Consider the following 16073-nt stretch of genomic DNA (forward strand, 5'->3'; position numbering starts at 1 on the left):
GGGAATGAATATGGCCACCGCTTCGTCCACGTCGCTAGAGCAGGATGCTCGCGCTCTTCATAGCAGAGGGGATCACGATGTGCGCCCCGGTGAGATCGCGATCGGCGTCATTATCGGGCGCACGTCCGAGTTCTTCGACTTTTTCGTCTATGCGATCGCCTCGGTGCTCGTCTTCCCGGCGGTGATCTTCCCGTACATGCAGCCGATCGCCGCGACTTTGTGGTCCTTCGCGCTGTTCCCGCTGGCGTTCATCGCACGCCCGATCGGGACGCAGATCTTCATGAAGCTCGACCGCCGTTATGGCCGCGGCACCAAGCTGACGATCGCGTTGTTCCTGCTGGGCACCTCGACGGTGCTGGTCGCCTTCCTGCCTGGTTATGCGACGATCGGCACGTCGTCGGCGGTGCTGCTGGCGCTGTTCCGGGTCGGTCAGGGGATCGCGCTCGGCGGCGCATGGGACGGCCTGCCGTCGCTGCTGGCGCTCAACGCCCCGGAAAAGAAGCGCGGCTGGTGGGCGATGGTCCCGCAGCTCGGTGCCCCGCTCGGGCTGATCGTGGCGAGCGCGCTGTTCGCCTTCTTCCTGTCGGTGCTGCCGGCCGAGGACTTCATTTCGTGGGGCTGGCGCTATCCCTTCTTCGTGGCGTTCGCGCTGAACGTCGTGGCGTTGTTCGCGCGGCTGCGCATCGTCGTCACGCCGGAATATAGCGAGCTGTTCCATAGCCGGGAGCTGACCCCGTCGCGCGTAACCGCGACCGTCAAAGCCCAGTGGCGCAACATCATCATCGGGGCGTTCGCGCCGCTGGCGAGCTTCGCCATGTTCCACATGGTCACGGTGTTCCCGCTGTCGTGGGTGGCGCTGTACACTCGCGAGGATATCTCGACCTTCCTGATGATCGAGGTGCTGGGCGGCGCCGTGGGGCTTGGCGCGATCGTGCTGTCCGGGTTGCTCGCCGACCGGATCGGGCGGCGCAGCGTGCTCGGCTATACCGCCGCCGGGATCGCGGCGTTCAGCGGCTTCGCACCGCAGCTGCTGAGTGGCGGGCGCGCGGGCGAAATCCTGTTCATGGTGATGGGCTTCCTGCTGCTCGGTATCTCGTTCGGCCAGTCGTCGGGCGCGGTGACCAGCAACTTCCCGAAGCGTGCGCGCTACACCGGCGCGGCGCTGACCTCGGATCTGGCGTGGCTGTTCGGCGCGGGCTTCGCGCCGCTCGCCGCGCTGGCGCTGACGCAGGCGTTCGGGCTGGTCGCGGCGGGCGGGTACCTGCTGTCGGGCGCGCTCGGCACGCTGATCGCGCTGGGGCTGAACGTGGAGCTGGCACGCCGACTCGACTGAGGCGCGGCGGCTTCGGCCACGAAAAGGGCGGGTCGCGAAAGGATCGCGACCCGCCCTTTTTTGTCCCTGTGCCCTCCTCCAAACCGTCATCCCCGCGAAGGCGGGGATCCAGACGCGCAGGTCTGTCGATGAAGTCGCAACGTTAGAGGTTCTGGATTCCCGCCGACGCGGGAATGACGGTCTTCCTACGTCGTCGCCCCGGACTTGATCCGGGGCCCCGCTTCTTCACCACGTCCAGAAAAAGGAAGAAGCGGGATCCCGGGTCGAGCCCCGGAATGACAGGAATTCGCTCAATCCGGCTTCTTCGCCACGCCGACCAGCGCCGGGCGAAGCAGGCGGTCCTTGATCATCCAGCCCGACTGCATCTCCTGCACGATCGTGCCCGGTTCGGCATCGCTCGGCATCTCGACCATCGCCTGATGCTTGTTCGGGTCGAGCGGCTTCCCCAGCGCCTCGATCTTGGTCAGCCCGTGGCGGCCAAAGACATTCGCCAGTTCGCGCCCGGTCGCCTCGAGCCCGGTCACCAGCCCCTTGAACTTCTCGTCCTCGCGCAGGCTCGCCGGGATCGCGGCCAACGCGCGCTCCAGATTGTCGGCCACCGACAGCACGTCGCGCGCGAAGCCGGTCGCGGCATAGGCGCGCGCATCGGCAGCGTCCTTTTCGGCGCGGCGGCGGACGTTCTGGATATCGGCCTGCGCGTACAGCGTCTCCTGCCGCGCGGTGGCGAGCTGCTCTTCCAGCTCGGCGATGCGGGCGGTCGTGGCGTCGTGCTCCGCGACCTCGGGAGCGGCCTCTGCGGTTTCTTCCCGAAGGTCGTCGGCAGGGGTGGCGTTGTCGGTCATATCCGTCCTGTTCTTCTACGTCGAAAAACCGCGCCTCACCCGAGCAGCCGGGTGAGCGTCGCGGCCGTGAAATCCACCATGGGCACGACGCGCGCGTAGTTCAACCGCGTCGGCCCGATCACGCCGACCACGCCGACGACGCGCCCGTCGCGGCCACGGAACGGCTTCGCGATCACCGAGGAGCCGCTGAGCGTGAACAATTTGTTCTCCGCGCCGATGAAGATGCGCGTCGCATCGCCGGCGCGCGCCGAGTCGAGCAGCGCCGCGACCTCCTGCTTCCCGTCGAGATCGTCGAGCAATGCGCGCACCCGCTCCAGATCGGCTGTCGCGGCATCGTCGAGCAGCCGCCCGTGCCCGCGCACGATCAGCACCGGGCGGCGCGCGCCATCCTCGCTCCACACCGCCAGCCCGCGCTCCACCAGCGCACGCGCCGCCGCGTCGAGCGCCGAGCGCCCCTGCGACAGTTCGTGCTCCAGCCGCGCGCGCGCCTCGCCGAGCGTCAGCCCGGCGAGCGTCGCGGTCATGAAATTGCCCGCCTCGACCAGCGCACCCGGCGCAATCCCGCCCGGCAGGTCGATAACGCGGTTCTCGACCGCACCGTCCTCGCCCACCAGCACCGCCAGCGCCTGCGTGCCCCCAAGCGGCACGAAGCCGATCGAGCGCAACACCGCCTCGCGCTTGGGCACCATCACCAGCCCGGCACACGCCGACAGCCCCGAAAGCGCCGCGGTGGTCGCCGCCAGCGCTTCCTCGACCGGCCCGCCGGTCCCGGCGCGCGCCTCGATCTGCTGGCGTTCCTCGTCGCTCGGCGCGTGCGCCTGCATCATGCCGTCGACGAACAGCCGCAGCCCGCGCTCCGTCGGCATCCGCCCCGCCGAGGTATGCGGCGCGGTGAGCAGCCCCGCCAGCTCCAGCTGCGCCAGCACGCCGCGGATCGACGCGGGCGACAGGTTGAGCCCCGCCTGCGCCAGCGTCCGCGAGCCCACCGGCTGCCCACTCTCCAGATAGCCGTCGACCACGCGCCGAAAGATATCGCGGGCGCGGTCGGTAAGCTCGGCGATGGGCGGCGAACGGGTCACGCGCGCAGATGTATGCGCCCGCGCCGCGTGGCTCAACCGTCTTGGACAACCCTCGGAAGCTCCTTCATCTTCCGGTAATTGCTCTGGCGCATGGTGGCACAGCGAGGAGCAGCAATGCCATATAGTCTATTTTTCGACAGCGAGCTGCATTTGCTGGTCGTGCGTTGGGATCGCATCTTCACGACCGAGGAAGCCGTGGATTACGGGCATGTCTACATGCGCGGCTTCCTGAACGCCGGGTTTCGCCCGGGCTATCGCCTGCTGATGGACATGACACGCTGCGATGCGCAACCGCAGGCCACGCTGGCCGAGCTGGAAAATCACATGCGCAAGATCCCGAAGGCGAGCCGGATTGCGGTGGCCGCCACCGCGCCGCTGCTCCGCAATCAGGTGCGCCGGGTAATGACGCAGCCGTATATGCGATTGTTCGACGACACCGCCGCGGCGCGCGGCTGGGTGGTGAGCTGACCGCGCCACAAACGCCGTCGCCCCTGCGCAGGCAGGGGCTCATGCCTGTATCGTCCGGGTAGTCGGCTGACACAGACGCCGACACCGCCGTGACTGGCCGCTCGCGAAACGACAAAGACATAGGCCCCTGCCTGCGCAGGGGCGACGGACCCGTGTCAGCGTTTCCCGATGAACCCCGCAATCGGCAGCAGAGCCGGCGCGTCCTGCAGTGCCTTGGCCATTGCCGCATTGCCGACCCGGCACCCGTAATAGAAGTGCAGATGCCCTGCCCCGCCGCTCGCCATCGCCCAAGTGACGTCGACACTCGGCATGTCGGTCGGCGCGGGGCCGCAATCGGGCGAGCCCATCTCCACCCGCCGTTCGCCATCGGGTCGATACGGTTCGAGCGCCGCAGCGAAGCGGCGATAGTCGGCCGGGGCGACCCGGAACGCCCGGCTACCCGACACCGCCGTGAATCGCTCGCCCTCGAACGTGCCGGTACCGTCCGCGCGGACCGTCACCTTATAGACCGGGCAGGTCCCATAGCACGGCTTCGTCGCATAGCTGACCGACTCGCCCTCGATCGCCACCGGCGCACCGGCTGCCGGGGATCGCAGCTCGACGGGCGTACACCCCGCCGCCAGCACCAACACCATCGCCATCATCACCCGCATCGCATCCTCCCGTTAGTCGCTGGCGTCGCCGCACCAACCCCGCTAGGGGCGTGGGCGATCCGACCTTGAGGAGAGTTGAATGCGCCCCAGCGGCCGCACCCCCGACCAGATGCGCCCGATCACGATCGAGCCGCGCTTCACCCGCCACGCCGAAGGTTCGGTGCTGATCGGCTTCGGCGATACCAAGGTGCTGGTCACCGCCTCCGTCGAGGAGCGCGTGCCGCCGTTCCTGCGCGGCAAGGGTCAAGGCTGGGTCACCGCCGAATACGGGATGCTCCCGCGCGCCACGCATACGCGCGGCAGCCGTGAAGCCGCCAAGGGCAAGCAGTCCGGGCGCACGCAGGAGATCCAGCGGCTGATCGGGCGCAGCCTGCGCGCGGTCACCGATCTGACGTTGCTGGGCGAGCGGCAGATCACGCTCGATTGCGACGTGATCCAGGCCGATGGCGGCACGCGCACCGCGTCGATCTCGGGCGCGTGGGTCGCGCTGCGGCTGGCGGTCGACGGGCTGCTCGCGTCGAGCAAGCTGACTGCCGACCCGATCAAGCAGAAGATCGCGGCGGTGTCGTGCGGCATCTATCAGGGCAATCCGGTGCTCGACCTAGATTACGACGAGGATTCGAACGCCGACGCCGACGCCAATTTCGTGCTGCTCGAAAACGGCCACATCGCCGAGGCGCAGGCGACCGCCGAGCACGCCACCTATGACGAGGAAGCGCTGCTGCGCCTCCTCCGCCTCGCGCGGATCGGCTGCAACGAGATCTTCGCCGCGCAGGCGCGCGCCGTCGCATGAGCGGTGAGGGAAAGGAGCCGCAGGCGATCCGCAAGCTCCAGCCCGGCAAGCTGGTGATCGCCAGCCACAATGCCGGCAAGGTGCGCGAGATCGCGGCGCTGCTGGAGGGCCGCGGGCTCGACGTCATTTCGGCGGGCGCGCTCGACCTGCCCGAGCCCGAGGAAACCGGCACCACCTTCGTGATGAACGCCGAGCTGAAGGCGCGCGCGGCGGCGGACCTGTCGGGTCTGCCCGCGCTCGCCGACGACAGCGGCTTGTGCGTCGATGCGCTGGGCGGCGATCCCGGCATCTTCTCGGCGCGCTGGGGCGGGCCGGAGAAGGACTTCGGGCATGCGATGCGGCTGATCGAGGACAAGCTCGCCGAAACCCCCGACGCGCCCCGCGACGCGCACTTCGTCTGCGCGCTGGCGCTGGCGTGGCCCGACGGGCATGTCGAATGGTTCGAGGGGCGCGTCGACGGCACGCTCGTCTGGCCACCTCGCGGCGACAAGGGGCATGGCTACGACCCGGTGTTCCAGCCGGTCGGGCACGACGTGACCTTCGGCGAGATGGACGAACCCGCCAAGAACGAGATCAGCCATCGCGGCGACGCGTTCCGGCAAATGGTCGCGGCGGTGTTCTGAAGCTAGACCGTCATTCCCGCGCAGGCGGGAATCCAGAACCTCTGACGCTTGTGGCTCTTACGCTGACCTGCGCGTCTGGATTCCCGCCTGCGCGGGAATGACGGCTGAGGGACGGGCCGCCCTCAATCCCTCAATACGCCCGCCGCCCCGACAACTCGCCGCCGGGATTGTAGCGGCAGACCAGGAAATCCTGCGTTTGCCCGCTCTCCATCGCGCATCCGACCTCGGTGGTCGTGCGCCACACGATCTGCGCGTAATGCGCCGCATCCTGCCAGCGCCCCGTGCGACTAAAGCCCGGGCTCGGGCGATTGCGGAAGTTGCGCCGCTCCTCGATCCAGTACCGCGCCATCTCGCCGTAATCATAGCCGTCGCGCGTGCCGGCGAACAGATTCTCGCCCTGCCACCCCGCGCCCGCCGGCTGGTCGGCGTGGAACAATCGGCCACTGCGCGCCAGCACCTGCGCATGCCGCGCGGCGGCCGCTGCGAGCGACGGGCTCCACGCCAGCGGCGCCAGCCCGACCGCCACTCGTGCACGATTGTGCACGTCGAGCATCGCGCGCTTGAGCGACACCACATCACGGGAGGGGGTGGCACGCTGGATACGGAACTCGACCCCGGCGGCCACAGCGGGCGCACAGGACGTAACGGCAAGCAACAACGCGACGAATCGGCGAACAAGCATCACCAACCTGGATGTCAAAGTCGTTGCGCTACGGCAACATGGCGCAGATCCGGCATGCGGCGACGGTGGCGTTTGCTGCGACGAACCGCCATATGCGCGCGATCATGGGCATGATCGACCTCGTCTCCCCCGACGCCGCGGCGGCGCAGGACCGCGCCGCGCGCGCCGCCGCGCCGCTCGCGCTGTACATCCACTGGCCGTTCTGCGTCTCGAAATGCCCCTATTGCGACTTTAACAGCCATGTCCGCGCCACCGTCGACGAGGCGGCGTGGCACGACGCGCTGCTCGCCGATCTCGCGCACGAGGTGGCGTTGCTGCCCGGCCGGCGGCTCGGGTCGATCTTCTTCGGCGGCGGCACCCCCTCGCTGATGCCGCCCGCCACCGTCGCCGCGCTGATCGAGGCCGCGACCCGCGCATGGACGCCGGTCGGCGATGTCGAGATCACGCTGGAGGCCAATCCGTCGTCGGTCGAGGCGGCGCGCTTCGCCGATCTCGCCGCAGCCGGGGTCAATCGCGTCTCGCTCGGGCTACAGGCGCTCGACGACGAAGCGCTGCGATTCCTCGGCCGCGCGCACGGCGTCGACGAGGGGCTCGGCGCGTTCGCCGTCGCACAGCGCCATTTCGCGCGGGTCAGCTTCGACCTGATCTACGCGCGTCCCGGCCAGTCGCTCGATGCGTGGGACGCCGAGCTGGCGCGCGCGCTGTCGTTCGGCACCGAACATCTGTCGCTGTATCAACTGACGATCGAGCCCGGCACGCGCTTCGCCACCGAGGCCGCGGCGGGGCGGCTGACGATCCCCGATGGCGACAGCGCCGCCGACCTGTTCGAGCTGACCCGCGCGCGCACCGCGGCGGCGGGGTTGCCCGCCTATGAAATCTCCAACCACGCCCGCGCCGGGGCGGAGAGCCGCCACAATCTCGCTTACTGGCGCTACCGCGATTACGCCGGCATCGGCCCCGGCGCGCACGGCCGCCGCGACCATCTCGCGACATTCCGCCGCAAGAAGCCCGAGAACTGGCTCGCCGCGGTGGCGCGCAACGGTCACGGGCTGGAGAGCGAGGAGCCGCTGGATGCCCCGACCCGCGTCGGCGAGGCGTTGCTGATGGGGCTGCGGCTGCGCGAGGGCGTCGACGTCGCGGCGATCGCGGCGGCAGGCGGGATGGGCGTCGAGCAGATCGTCGACCTCGCCGCGATCGCCGCGCTGCCGGATCTGATCGTCCACGAGGGCGAGCGGCTGCGCGTCACCGACGCAGGCATGATCCTGCTCGACGCGATCCTGCCGAAGGTGGTGCGCTAGGGAGCCACACCCTCCCCGTCGCCCCGGACTTGATCCGGGGCCCCGCTTCTTCTTGGCGACCGACGTAAGAAGCAGGATCCCGGATCAGGTCCGGGATGACGGGATGAGGCAAGTGGCTGGCACAACCAGAAACACGGGCACCTATCCCGCCAACCCGCTCCACTTCTGATCCGACCCGGCATTGGCAACCACTGCCTCGACGAACGCCATCGTCCGCACGCCGTCGCCGGTGCCCGGGAACCACGCCGCCGCGCCGCGCTCGGCGACCGCATCACCACCGCGGATCGTCGCCGCCACCGCGCGATAGAGGTTCGCGAACGCCTCGATATAGCCCTCCGGGTGCCCCGCGGGCGTGCGGATGCGCGCCAGCGTGGTGTCGGCCATCCCCGGCCCGCCGGTGCGCACGATCTCGCCCGGCTTGTCGAGCCAGCGTAGCGTCAGCGTATTGGGCTCCATCTGCGCCCAGTCGAGCCCGCCCTTCTCACCGTGGATGCGCAGCCGCAGGCCGTTCTCGTCGCCCGCCGCCACCTGCGTCGCCTTCAGCACGCCGCGCGCGCCGCCGTCGAAGCGCAGCAGTACGCTGACGTCGTCGTCGAGTCGCCGCCCGGGCACGTGCGTCGTCAGGTCGGCGCACAGCGACTCGACCTGCAACCCGCTGACATGCTCGGCAAGCTGGAACGCATGCGTCCCGATATCGCCAAGGCACCCGCCCAGCCCGGCGCGCGCCGGGTCGGTGCGCCACTCGGCCTGTCGATTGCCTTCGCGGTCCAACGCGCTGCTCAGCCACCCTTGCGAATATTCGACCTGCACCAGCCGGATCGCGCCGAGGTCGCCACGCGCCACCCGCGCGCGCGCTTCCTCGACCATCGGATAGCCGCTGTAGGTGAAGGCCAGCGCATAATGCCGCCCGCTCCGCTCGGCCGCGGCGGCGATCGCCTTGGCTTCGTCGAGGTTCAGCGACATCGGCTTTTCGCAGATGACGTGGAAGCCCGCGTCGAGCGCCGCGATCGACATTGGCGCATGCAGGTGATTCGGTGTCACGATCGCCACCGCGTCGATCCGTTTGCCCTCCGGCAGCGCACGCTCGGCCGAAAGCAGCTCGTCAATCGAGCCATAAACGCGTCCCGCATCCATCCCGAGCAGCTCGCCGGTGCGCGTATTGCGGCCGGAATCGGTGCTGAACGCACCCGCGACCAGCCGCCAGTCGCCGTCGACGCCCGCCGCCATCCGGTGGACCGCACCGATGAACGCGCCTTCGCCGCCGCCGACCATACCGAGCTTAAGTGGTTCTACCCGCGCCATTCATCCTCCCGTCATCCGCATACCGGCATTACGAAGACCGTAACGTCAGCCGCCTTGCTATCGCCCGGTTTAGCGGTAAACTGGCGGCAATCAATTCGGGTTTGGAGAGTATGCGATGAAGTTGATCGCCGGTCTGGCCACCGCGCCAGTCGCCGCCATTGTCGCGCTGGTCGTTTCGGCCCCCGCGCCGGCGCAGCAGAACGGGCAGCAGGCATTCGCCGCGTGCAAGGCGTGCCACACGCTCCACAAGGGCGAGCGCAATGGCATCGGCCCGAACCTCGCCGGGCTGTTCACGCGCGCGCCGGCCTCCGCGCCGGGCTTCAACTATTCGGCCGCCTTCAAGAAGGCGCAGCTGAAGTGGAACGACGCGTCGCTCAACGAATATCTCGCCGCGCCGCAGAAGAAGGTGCCGGGCACGCGGATGCCGATCTCGACCCCCGATCCCGCCAAGCGCGCCGCGATCATCGCCTATCTGAAGTCCGAGACCGCCAAGTGAGCGGCGGCGGCACCATGCGCGGCCCGGGCGTCTTCCTCGCGCAGTTCATGGGTGACGCCGCGCCGTTCGACACGCTTGACAACGCCGCGCGCTGGATGGCCGAGGCCGGTTACGAAGGCGTGCAGATCCCGACCCGCGACGAGCGGTGCATGGACCTGAAACTCGCCGCCGAGAGCCAGGATTATGCCGACGAGCTGGTCGGACGTTGCCGCGAGGCGGGCGTCGCGATCACCGAATTGTCGACCCACCTGCAAGGCCAGCTCGTCGCGGTCCACCCCGCCTATGACACCGCCTTCGACGTGTTCGCGCCGGAAGAATTGCGCGGCAAGCCCGCCGAGCGGCAGGCATGGGCGGTCGACCAGCTCAAGCTCGCCGCCAAGGCGAGCCGGCGGCTCGGGCTCGACGCGCATGCCACCTTCTCGGGCGCGTTCGCATGGCCGTTCGTCTATCCGTGGCCGCAACGCCCGGCGGGGATGGTCGAGGACGCGTTTGCCGAACTCGGCAAGCGCTGGACCCCGATCCTCGACACGTTCGAGAACGAAGGCGTCGACCTCTGCTTCGAGCTGCACCCCGGCGAGGACCTGCACGACGGCACCACCTTCGAGCGATTCCTGGACGCGGTCGGCGGGCACCAGCGCGCCAATATCCTCTACGACCCCAGCCACTTCGTGCTGCAGGCGATGGATTATCTCCAGTTCATCGACTTCTACCACGAACGAATCCGCATGTTCCACGTCAAGGATGCGGAGTTCAACCCGACCGGCAAGGCGGGTGTGTACGGCAGCTATTCGGACTGGGTCGACCGCCCGGGCCGCTTCCGCTCGCTCGGCGACGGACAGGTCGATTTCGGCGGCATCTTCTCGAAGCTGACGCAATATGGCTATGCCGGCTGGGCGGTGCTGGAATGGGAATGCTGCCTGAAGCATCCCGAGGACGGCGCACGCGAAGGCGCACCGTTCATCGCCGCGCACATGATCCGCCGCCCCGAGCGCGCCTTCGACGATTTCGCGGGCGGCTCCGATCCGGCCGCGAACCGGCGCTTGCTCGGGCTCGACTGATTGGCCAGACTGTAAAAATCAGATAAAAGAATCGCGCGATCATAAAGGGGTAGAGGGTGCAGACAGAGGCAGCGGCGTTTACGGGACAGCATCGGTCCCGCTTGTTCTGGCTGAGCGTGCTGGCGCTGACCACCGCGGCGGTCAGCGCGTCGCTGCGCGCGGCGATCGCCAGCAGCCTGAAGGCGCAGTGGATCGACCCGATCGCCCCGGTCGAGGCCGGCGAGCTGATCGGCGCGGCGCTCGGCTCCGCGTTCCTCGGCTTCGCGATCACGCTGTTCGTCGCCAGCGCGCTGCTCGACAAGATCGGCGCCAAGCGGATCGTGATCGGCTCGGGCGTCTGCTTCATCCTCGGCACCGCCTTGATCGTCGGCGCGGGCGCGATCGCGACCGGCATGACGATCTATTCGCTGGTGTGGCTGGGCATGATGCTCAGCGGGATCGGCTGGGGTCTGGCCGAATCGTCGATCAACCCGCTGACCGCGCGCCTCTATCCCGAAGAGACCACGCACCGCTTAAACGTGCTCCACGCTTGGTATCCGGGCGGGCTGATCATCGGCGGGCTGGCGGGCGTGTTCCTCGCCAACGTGCTGCCGTGGCAGGCGATCATGGGGCTGGTGTTTCTGCCCGCGATCGGGGTCGTCATCATCGGCGCGACCACCACCTTCCCCCCTGCCCCCGCGGCGGTCGAGGGCGAGAGCTTCGGCACGATGATCGGCGAGGTGTTCCGCCGCCCAAGCTTCTTCGTCTGGTTCGGCGCGATGTTCCTGACCGCCTCGTCGGAGCTGGCGCCGGGTCAGTGGCTCGACGTCGCGCTCACCAACCGCGTGGGCATGCGCGGCATCCTGCTGCTCGTCTATGTCAGCGCGCTGATGTTCGTGTTCCGCCACTTCGCCGGGCGGCTGGCGGGCAAGCTGTCCAATCCGGGCTTGCTGTGGATCTCCAGCCTGCTCGCCGCAATTGGCCTGTTCCTGCTGTCGCGCGCGCAGTCGCCGGTTGCGGCGCTGGTCGCCTCGACCGTCTGGGGGCTGGGCGTGTGCGCGATGTGGCCGACGATGCTCGCCTCGGTCGCCGAACGCTATCCGCGCGGTGGGGCATGGGCGCTCGGGCTGGTCGGCTCGGCCGGCGCGCTCGCCAGCTTCTTCGTGCTTCCGGCGCTCGGCGGGATGTTCGACGAGGCCAAGGTGCGGCTCGCGGGTGGGCCGGAGGCCTTCAAGCAGCTGACCGGCGAGGCGCTGCGCCAGGTCGAGGACGCCGCCGCATCGCAGTCGTTCGCCAAGCTCGCGCTGGTGCCGATCGTGCTGCTGTTCGTGTTCGGTGCGATCTGGCTGTCCGAGCGTCGCCGCCGCGCGACGGTCGCTGCGGCATGACCCCGTCGCGCCGCACGGTTCTGGCAGGGGCCGCCGCCGCGGCGCTGTCGTCGTCGGCGCAGGGGCAAGCACGCGTGAGCAACGCAGCGACCTTCTCGCTCAACTACGCGCCCCACGAAGGCAGTTTCGCGAGCCGCGGCAACCGGATCGAGCAGATCGCCTTCGCCGCCGACCAAGGCTTCCGCGCCTGGGAAGACAATGAGGCGCGCAGCCGCAGCGTCGCCGAGCAGGACGCGATGGCGAAGGCGCTGCAACAGCGCGGGATGACGATGGGCGTGTTCGTCGCGTCGATGCCGAAATGGTCGGCGTTCCGCCCGGTTTTCGGCAGCGACGACGGCGCGGAGCGCGAGGCGTTCCTCGCCGACGTCCGTGCCTCGGTCGAGGTCGCCAAGCGGCTGAACGCGAAGCACATGACCGTCGTCACTGGGTTCGTCGACCACAAGGTGCCGATGGAGATGCAGACCGGGCGCGTCATCGACCTGATGCGCCGCGCCGGCGACATCCTCGCGCCGCACGGTCTGGCGTTGGTCATGGAGCCGCTCAACACGCGCACCGACCATCCAAACGTCTATATGCAGTCGTGGGCGGCCGGCTATGCGGTGGCGCGCGGCGCGAACAGCCCGGCGGTCAAGGTGCTCGCCGATTGCTATCACGAGCAGATCCAGTCCGGCAATTTGATCCGGTCGCTCGGCATGATCTGGGACGAGATCGGCTATATCCAGTTCGGCGACAACCCCGGCCGCAAGGAGCCTGGGACCGGCGAAGTCAATTACAACAACATCGTGCGCTTCCTGCGCGAGCGTCGCTATCGCGGCGTGATCGGCATGGAACATGGCACATCGCAGCCGGGACGTGCGGGCGAGGAGCGGCTGATCGCCGCTTACCGCGCGATCGACGCGGCATGAGCCGGCGCAGCATCAGCATTACGGGAGAGGGTGAGTGATCGACAGACGACAAGCCTTGGGCGGCATCGCCGCCATGTTCGGGGCGTCCTTGTACGCACCGCTGGCACGCGCGGCGACCGCCGCGGCGGCAAAGGGTGGCGGCATCCCCGTCATTAGCGAGGGACCGCCGAGCACGCAGGTGTTCACCGCGCCGCAGCGCGCGTTGATGAGCGCGCTCAGCGACCGGGTGATCCCGACCACCGACACGCCGGGCGCGATCGCCGCGGGCGTGCCGGACTATATCGAGAAGCTGCTCGCCGACTGGTCGACCCCTGACGATCGCGTGCCGATCATCGCCGGGCTCGACGCGATCGCGGCGCGCGCGCAGACCGACTACAAGAAACCCGCCGCACAGCTCACGCCCGCGCAGCACGACGCGCTGCTGACGCTGGCGATGGACGACAAATTGCCCGGCGGCAAAGCGTTCTTCGAGCCGTTCCGCCAGATGGTGATCGCCGGTTACTATACGTCGGAGATCGGCATCACGCAGGAGCGCGAATATCTGCCCGTCCCCGGCAGCTATGACGGCGCCTTCCCCTATACCAACGTCAACAAGGTCTATTCCTCATGATCGCCAACCGTCGCAACGTCCTCGCCGGTGCCGGCGGCCTCGCCGCGCTCGGACTGTTCGGGGTTTCGGCGCAGGCCGCACAGCTCGGCGCGATCGGGCTCCAGCTCTACACGATCCGCGAGATCTTCGGGCCGGATCCGATGGGCACGCTCGAGAAGGTCGCCAAGATCGGCTATCGCGAGATCGAATATGGCGGTGGTGGCTATGACAAGATGGACCATGCCGCGCTGCGCCGCACGCAGGACCGCCTCGGGCTGAAGGCGCCGTCGGTCCACGTTCCCTACGAATGGCTGCTCGCCGACTTCAACGCGGTCGTGAAGATGGCCAAGACGCTGGGTGCGGATACGATCATCCTGCCATACATGACCGACCAGCATCGCAACGAGGCTGCCTGGAACACCGCGCTGAAGGATTTCAACCGCTTCGCGCGCGATCTGAAGAAGGTCGGGCTGGCGTTCGCCTATCACAACCACGATTTCGAATTCACCGTGAAGCCCGGCGGCGTGTCGCTCTATGACCGGTTGCTCAAGGAGACCGACCCGGCGCTGGTCAAGCTCGAGATCGACCTGTTCTGGGCGATCACCGCGGGGCAGGACCCGGCCGCGATGATCCGGCAGCATGCGGGGCGCATCTACGCCTATCACGTCAAGGACAAGCGCGCCGACGGCAGCATGTGCGCGGTGGGTGAAGGCAAGATCGACTTTGGCGCGATCTTCAAGCTGAACCGCGTGGCGGGCGTGAAGCACTTCTACGTCGAAAACGACCAGTGCCCGGCGCCCTACCTGCCTGACATCACCACCAGCTTCAACACGTTGCGCAAGCTGACGTTCTGATCGCGCCGACGGAGAGGATTTTACTTATGGCAGCGACCGATACTTTCGACGCGATCGTCATCGGCTCCGGCGTCAGCGGCGGTTTCGCCGCGAAGGAGCTGACCGAAAAGGGCCTGCGCGTCCTGATGCTCGACCGCGGCATCATGGTCGAACATGGCGAGGGTTATCCGTACGACGGCAAGCCCGCCTATGAGGTGCCCGCGCGCAACTCGATGCCGCCCGCGGTGATGGAGAGCGACTACTTCATCACCAAGCACGGCTATGTCACGCCCAGCAACCGCAAGTTCTACAACGACGACCGGCTGAACCCCTATGCCTATGACGAGGGCAGCAAGTTCTACTGGATCCGCCCGGCCGCGGTCGGCGGCAAGTCGCTGATCTGGGGCCGCTGGACCTTCCGCTGGGCGCCCGAGGACTTCGAGGCCAACAAGCGCGACAATGTCGCGATCGACTGGCCGATCCGCTACGAGGACGTTGAGCCCTGGTACAAATACGTCGAGAACTACATCGGCGTATCGGGCTCGCGCGAGAATCTGCCGCAGCTGCCTGACAGCGACTTCCAGCCGCCGATGCAGATGAACATCGCGGAGAAATGGGTGAAGCCGCGGCTCGAGTCGAAGTTCCCGGGCCGCAAGCTCATCAACACGCGCCTCACCAACATGACCGAGGACAAGCCCGACCAGAACCGGACGAAATGCCAGTATCGCAACCAATGCGGTAACGGCTGCTCGTTCGGTGCGTATTTCTCGACGCAGGCGGTCACCCTGCCGGCGGCACGTGCGACCGGCCGGCTGACGCTGCGTTCCGACGCGGTCGTCACCAACCTCGAATATGATGCGACGAAGAAGCGCGTCACCGGCGTCCGCTACGTCGATGCCAAGACCGGGCAGGCGCAGGTCGTCAAGGCGCGGATGGTGTTCCTGTGCGCCTCGGCACTCGCCTCAGTGCAGATCATGATGAACTCGAAGCGTCCGGACGGACGCAGCTGGTTCGACAGCAGCGGCACGCTTGGCAAGTATGTGATGGACCACATCTTCCGCGTCAGCATCGGCGGCAACATCCCGGGCATGACCGAGTACATCGAGTACGGTCGTCGTCCGGGTGGCGTCTACATCCCGCGCTTCCGCAACGTCGGCGGCGACGAGGGCGTCGGGTTCAAGCGCGGCTATGGCTATCAGGGCTCGGCCTATCGCTCGCCCGCCGGTCCGGTCGGCTTCGGCAAGTCGATGAAGGACGGGATGCGCAAGTATAACGGCTGGCAGTTCGGGATGACCGCGTTCGGCGAGTGTCTGCCGTACGAGGACAATCGCGTCTCGCTGCATCCGACCAAGGTCGATCGCTTCGGCGTCCCGCTGATGGTCTTCAACGTCACCTTCCGCGACAACGAGCTGAAGATGATGGCCGACGCGCGCGAACAGGGCGAGGCGATGCTGCGTGGCGCCGGGCTGACCGACGTGCAGAGCCGCGAGGGCGAGCACGTCCCCGGCGACGCGATCCACGAAATGGGCGGTGCGCGCATGGGCGCCGATCCGCGCACCTCGGTGCTCAACAAGTGGAACCAGGCACACGACGCGCCGAACCTGTTCGTCACCGACGGCGCGCAGATGGCGTCGGTGGCGTGCGTCAACCCGTCGCTGACCTTCATGGCGATGACCGCGCGTGCCTGTGACAATGCGGTCAAGCTGATGAAGGCCGGCACGATCTGAGGCCACGCCTTGCCGTCGCCGTCAT

General features: G+C 68.0%; 17 protein-coding genes. 12 read left to right on the forward strand and 5 right to left on the reverse strand.

Going from position 1 to position 16073, the window contains the following annotated elements:
• The first annotated feature begins 4 nt into the window (after positions 1 to 4).
• Entirely contained in the window at positions 5 to 1333 is a 1329-nt protein-coding gene (locus SPHPH_RS0112680) for an MFS transporter (RefSeq protein WP_028967016.1), read from the forward strand.
• A gap of 290 nt (positions 1334 to 1623) precedes the next feature.
• Here the strand turns inward: SPHPH_RS0112680 and grpE are convergent, their stop codons facing one another.
• Both grpE and hrcA read right to left on the reverse strand, forming a co-directional pair.
• Positions 1624 to 2175: a nucleotide exchange factor GrpE gene (gene grpE, locus SPHPH_RS0112685; RefSeq protein WP_028967017.1), complete on the reverse strand. Its 552-nt coding sequence runs from the start codon at positions 2173 to 2175 to the stop codon at positions 1624 to 1626.
• A gap of 35 nt (positions 2176 to 2210) precedes the next feature.
• Positions 2211 to 3254, reverse strand: coding sequence for a heat-inducible transcriptional repressor HrcA (gene hrcA / locus SPHPH_RS0112690; RefSeq protein ID WP_037489605.1), 1044 nt, complete (start codon positions 3252 to 3254; stop codon positions 2211 to 2213).
• Between the two features lie 114 nt (positions 3255 to 3368).
• On the opposite strand from hrcA, the gene SPHPH_RS19750 reads away from it, so the two are divergent.
• Positions 3369 to 3722: a hypothetical protein gene (locus SPHPH_RS19750; RefSeq protein ID WP_037488557.1), complete on the forward strand. Its 354-nt coding sequence runs from the start codon at positions 3369 to 3371 to the stop codon at positions 3720 to 3722.
• 155 nt (positions 3723 to 3877) lie between these two features.
• On the opposite strand, the gene SPHPH_RS0112700 is transcribed toward SPHPH_RS19750, so the two are convergent.
• Complete coding sequence (locus tag SPHPH_RS0112700; RefSeq protein WP_028967019.1) at positions 3878 to 4375, reverse strand: DUF6438 domain-containing protein; 498 nt, start codon at positions 4373 to 4375, stop codon at positions 3878 to 3880.
• Between the two features lie 79 nt (positions 4376 to 4454).
• Here SPHPH_RS0112700 and rph point away from each other — a divergent pair, with 79 nt between their 5' ends.
• Both rph and rdgB read left to right on the forward strand, forming a co-directional pair.
• Positions 4455 to 5168 (forward strand): ribonuclease PH, encoded by a 714-nt coding sequence (gene rph, locus SPHPH_RS0112705; RefSeq protein WP_028967020.1) that lies wholly within the window; start codon positions 4455 to 4457, stop codon positions 5166 to 5168.
• Positions 5165 to 5791 carry an RdgB/HAM1 family non-canonical purine NTP pyrophosphatase gene (rdgB, locus tag SPHPH_RS0112710; protein ID WP_028967021.1) on the forward strand — a complete coding sequence of 209 codons (627 nt, stop codon included), beginning with the start codon at positions 5165 to 5167 and terminating at the stop codon, positions 5789 to 5791. Before rph ends, rdgB begins: the two co-directional genes overlap by 4 nt.
• Before the next feature lie 130 nt (positions 5792 to 5921).
• Here rdgB and SPHPH_RS0112715 read toward each other — a convergent pair whose 3' ends face one another.
• Positions 5922 to 6473, reverse strand: coding sequence for a CAP domain-containing protein (locus SPHPH_RS0112715; protein ID WP_028967022.1), 552 nt, complete (start codon positions 6471 to 6473; stop codon positions 5922 to 5924).
• Between the two features lie 110 nt (positions 6474 to 6583).
• Between SPHPH_RS0112715 and hemW the strand changes: the two genes are divergently transcribed.
• The gene (gene hemW / locus SPHPH_RS0112720; RefSeq protein WP_037489608.1) at positions 6584 to 7771 is read left to right on the forward strand and encodes a radical SAM family heme chaperone HemW; all 1188 of its coding nucleotides are present in this window, start codon (positions 6584 to 6586) and stop codon (positions 7769 to 7771) included.
• 141 nt (positions 7772 to 7912) lie between these two features.
• Here the strand turns inward: hemW and SPHPH_RS0112725 are convergent, their stop codons facing one another.
• The gene (locus SPHPH_RS0112725; RefSeq protein WP_028967024.1) at positions 7913 to 9073 is read right to left on the reverse strand and encodes a Gfo/Idh/MocA family protein; all 1161 of its coding nucleotides are present in this window, start codon (positions 9071 to 9073) and stop codon (positions 7913 to 7915) included.
• A 115-nt stretch (positions 9074 to 9188) separates the two neighbouring features.
• Here SPHPH_RS0112725 and SPHPH_RS0112730 point away from each other — a divergent pair, with 115 nt between their 5' ends.
• From SPHPH_RS0112730 to SPHPH_RS0112760, 7 genes are all read left to right on the forward strand, one after another.
• Positions 9189 to 9569 (forward strand): c-type cytochrome, encoded by a 381-nt coding sequence (locus SPHPH_RS0112730; RefSeq protein WP_028967025.1) that lies wholly within the window; start codon positions 9189 to 9191, stop codon positions 9567 to 9569.
• A gap of 14 nt (positions 9570 to 9583) precedes the next feature.
• Complete coding sequence (locus SPHPH_RS0112735; protein ID WP_028967026.1) at positions 9584 to 10627, forward strand: sugar phosphate isomerase/epimerase family protein; 1044 nt, start codon at positions 9584 to 9586, stop codon at positions 10625 to 10627.
• 101 nt (positions 10628 to 10728) lie between these two features.
• Positions 10729 to 11994 carry an MFS transporter gene (locus SPHPH_RS0112740; protein WP_028967027.1) on the forward strand — a complete coding sequence of 422 codons (1266 nt, stop codon included), beginning with the start codon at positions 10729 to 10731 and terminating at the stop codon, positions 11992 to 11994.
• Positions 11991 to 12899, forward strand: coding sequence for a hydroxypyruvate isomerase family protein (locus tag SPHPH_RS0112745; protein ID WP_028967028.1), 909 nt, complete (start codon positions 11991 to 11993; stop codon positions 12897 to 12899). Before SPHPH_RS0112740 ends, SPHPH_RS0112745 begins: the two co-directional genes overlap by 4 nt.
• A gap of 34 nt (positions 12900 to 12933) precedes the next feature.
• A complete protein-coding gene (locus SPHPH_RS0112750; protein WP_028967029.1) occupies positions 12934 to 13509 on the forward strand; it encodes a gluconate 2-dehydrogenase subunit 3 family protein in 576 nt (191 codons plus the stop codon).
• Complete coding sequence (locus SPHPH_RS0112755; RefSeq protein ID WP_028967030.1) at positions 13506 to 14342, forward strand: sugar phosphate isomerase/epimerase family protein; 837 nt, start codon at positions 13506 to 13508, stop codon at positions 14340 to 14342. Before SPHPH_RS0112750 ends, SPHPH_RS0112755 begins: the two co-directional genes overlap by 4 nt.
• Before the next feature lie 26 nt (positions 14343 to 14368).
• Entirely contained in the window at positions 14369 to 16048 is a 1680-nt protein-coding gene (locus SPHPH_RS0112760; protein ID WP_028967031.1) for a GMC family oxidoreductase, read from the forward strand.
• The last annotated feature ends 25 nt before the right edge of the window (positions 16049 to 16073 follow it).

The sequence above is a fragment of the Sphingomonas phyllosphaerae FA2 genome, assembly GCF_000427645.1.
In the GTDB taxonomy this organism is placed as follows: Bacteria; Pseudomonadota; Alphaproteobacteria; order Sphingomonadales; family Sphingomonadaceae; genus Sphingomonas; species Sphingomonas phyllosphaerae.

Coding starts and splice junctions, on each gene's coding strand:
- SPHPH_RS0112760 (WP_028967031.1), top strand. CDS start 14,369: ATGGCAGCGACCGATACTTTCGACGCGATCGTCATCGGCTCCGGCGTC.
- rdgB (WP_028967021.1), top strand. CDS start 5,165: ATGAGCGGTGAGGGAAAGGAGCCGCAGGCGATCCGCAAGCTCCAGCCC.
- SPHPH_RS0112680 (WP_028967016.1), top strand. CDS start 5: ATGAATATGGCCACCGCTTCGTCCACGTCGCTAGAGCAGGATGCTCGC.
- SPHPH_RS0112735 (WP_028967026.1), top strand. CDS start 9,584: ATGCGCGGCCCGGGCGTCTTCCTCGCGCAGTTCATGGGTGACGCCGCG.
- SPHPH_RS19750 (WP_037488557.1), top strand. CDS start 3,369: ATGCCATATAGTCTATTTTTCGACAGCGAGCTGCATTTGCTGGTCGTG.
- SPHPH_RS0112745 (WP_028967028.1), top strand. CDS start 11,991: ATGACCCCGTCGCGCCGCACGGTTCTGGCAGGGGCCGCCGCCGCGGCG.
- SPHPH_RS0112755 (WP_028967030.1), top strand. CDS start 13,506: ATGATCGCCAACCGTCGCAACGTCCTCGCCGGTGCCGGCGGCCTCGCC.
- SPHPH_RS0112730 (WP_028967025.1), top strand. CDS start 9,189: ATGAAGTTGATCGCCGGTCTGGCCACCGCGCCAGTCGCCGCCATTGTC.
- SPHPH_RS0112715 (WP_028967022.1), bottom strand. CDS start 6,473: ATGCTTGTTCGCCGATTCGTCGCGTTGTTGCTTGCCGTTACGTCCTGT.
- SPHPH_RS0112725 (WP_028967024.1), bottom strand. CDS start 9,073: ATGGCGCGGGTAGAACCACTTAAGCTCGGTATGGTCGGCGGCGGCGAA.
- hemW (WP_037489608.1), top strand. CDS start 6,584: ATGATCGACCTCGTCTCCCCCGACGCCGCGGCGGCGCAGGACCGCGCC.
- SPHPH_RS0112700 (WP_028967019.1), bottom strand. CDS start 4,375: ATGCGGGTGATGATGGCGATGGTGTTGGTGCTGGCGGCGGGGTGTACG.
- grpE (WP_028967017.1), bottom strand. CDS start 2,175: ATGACCGACAACGCCACCCCTGCCGACGACCTTCGGGAAGAAACCGCA.
- rph (WP_028967020.1), top strand. CDS start 4,455: ATGCGCCCCAGCGGCCGCACCCCCGACCAGATGCGCCCGATCACGATC.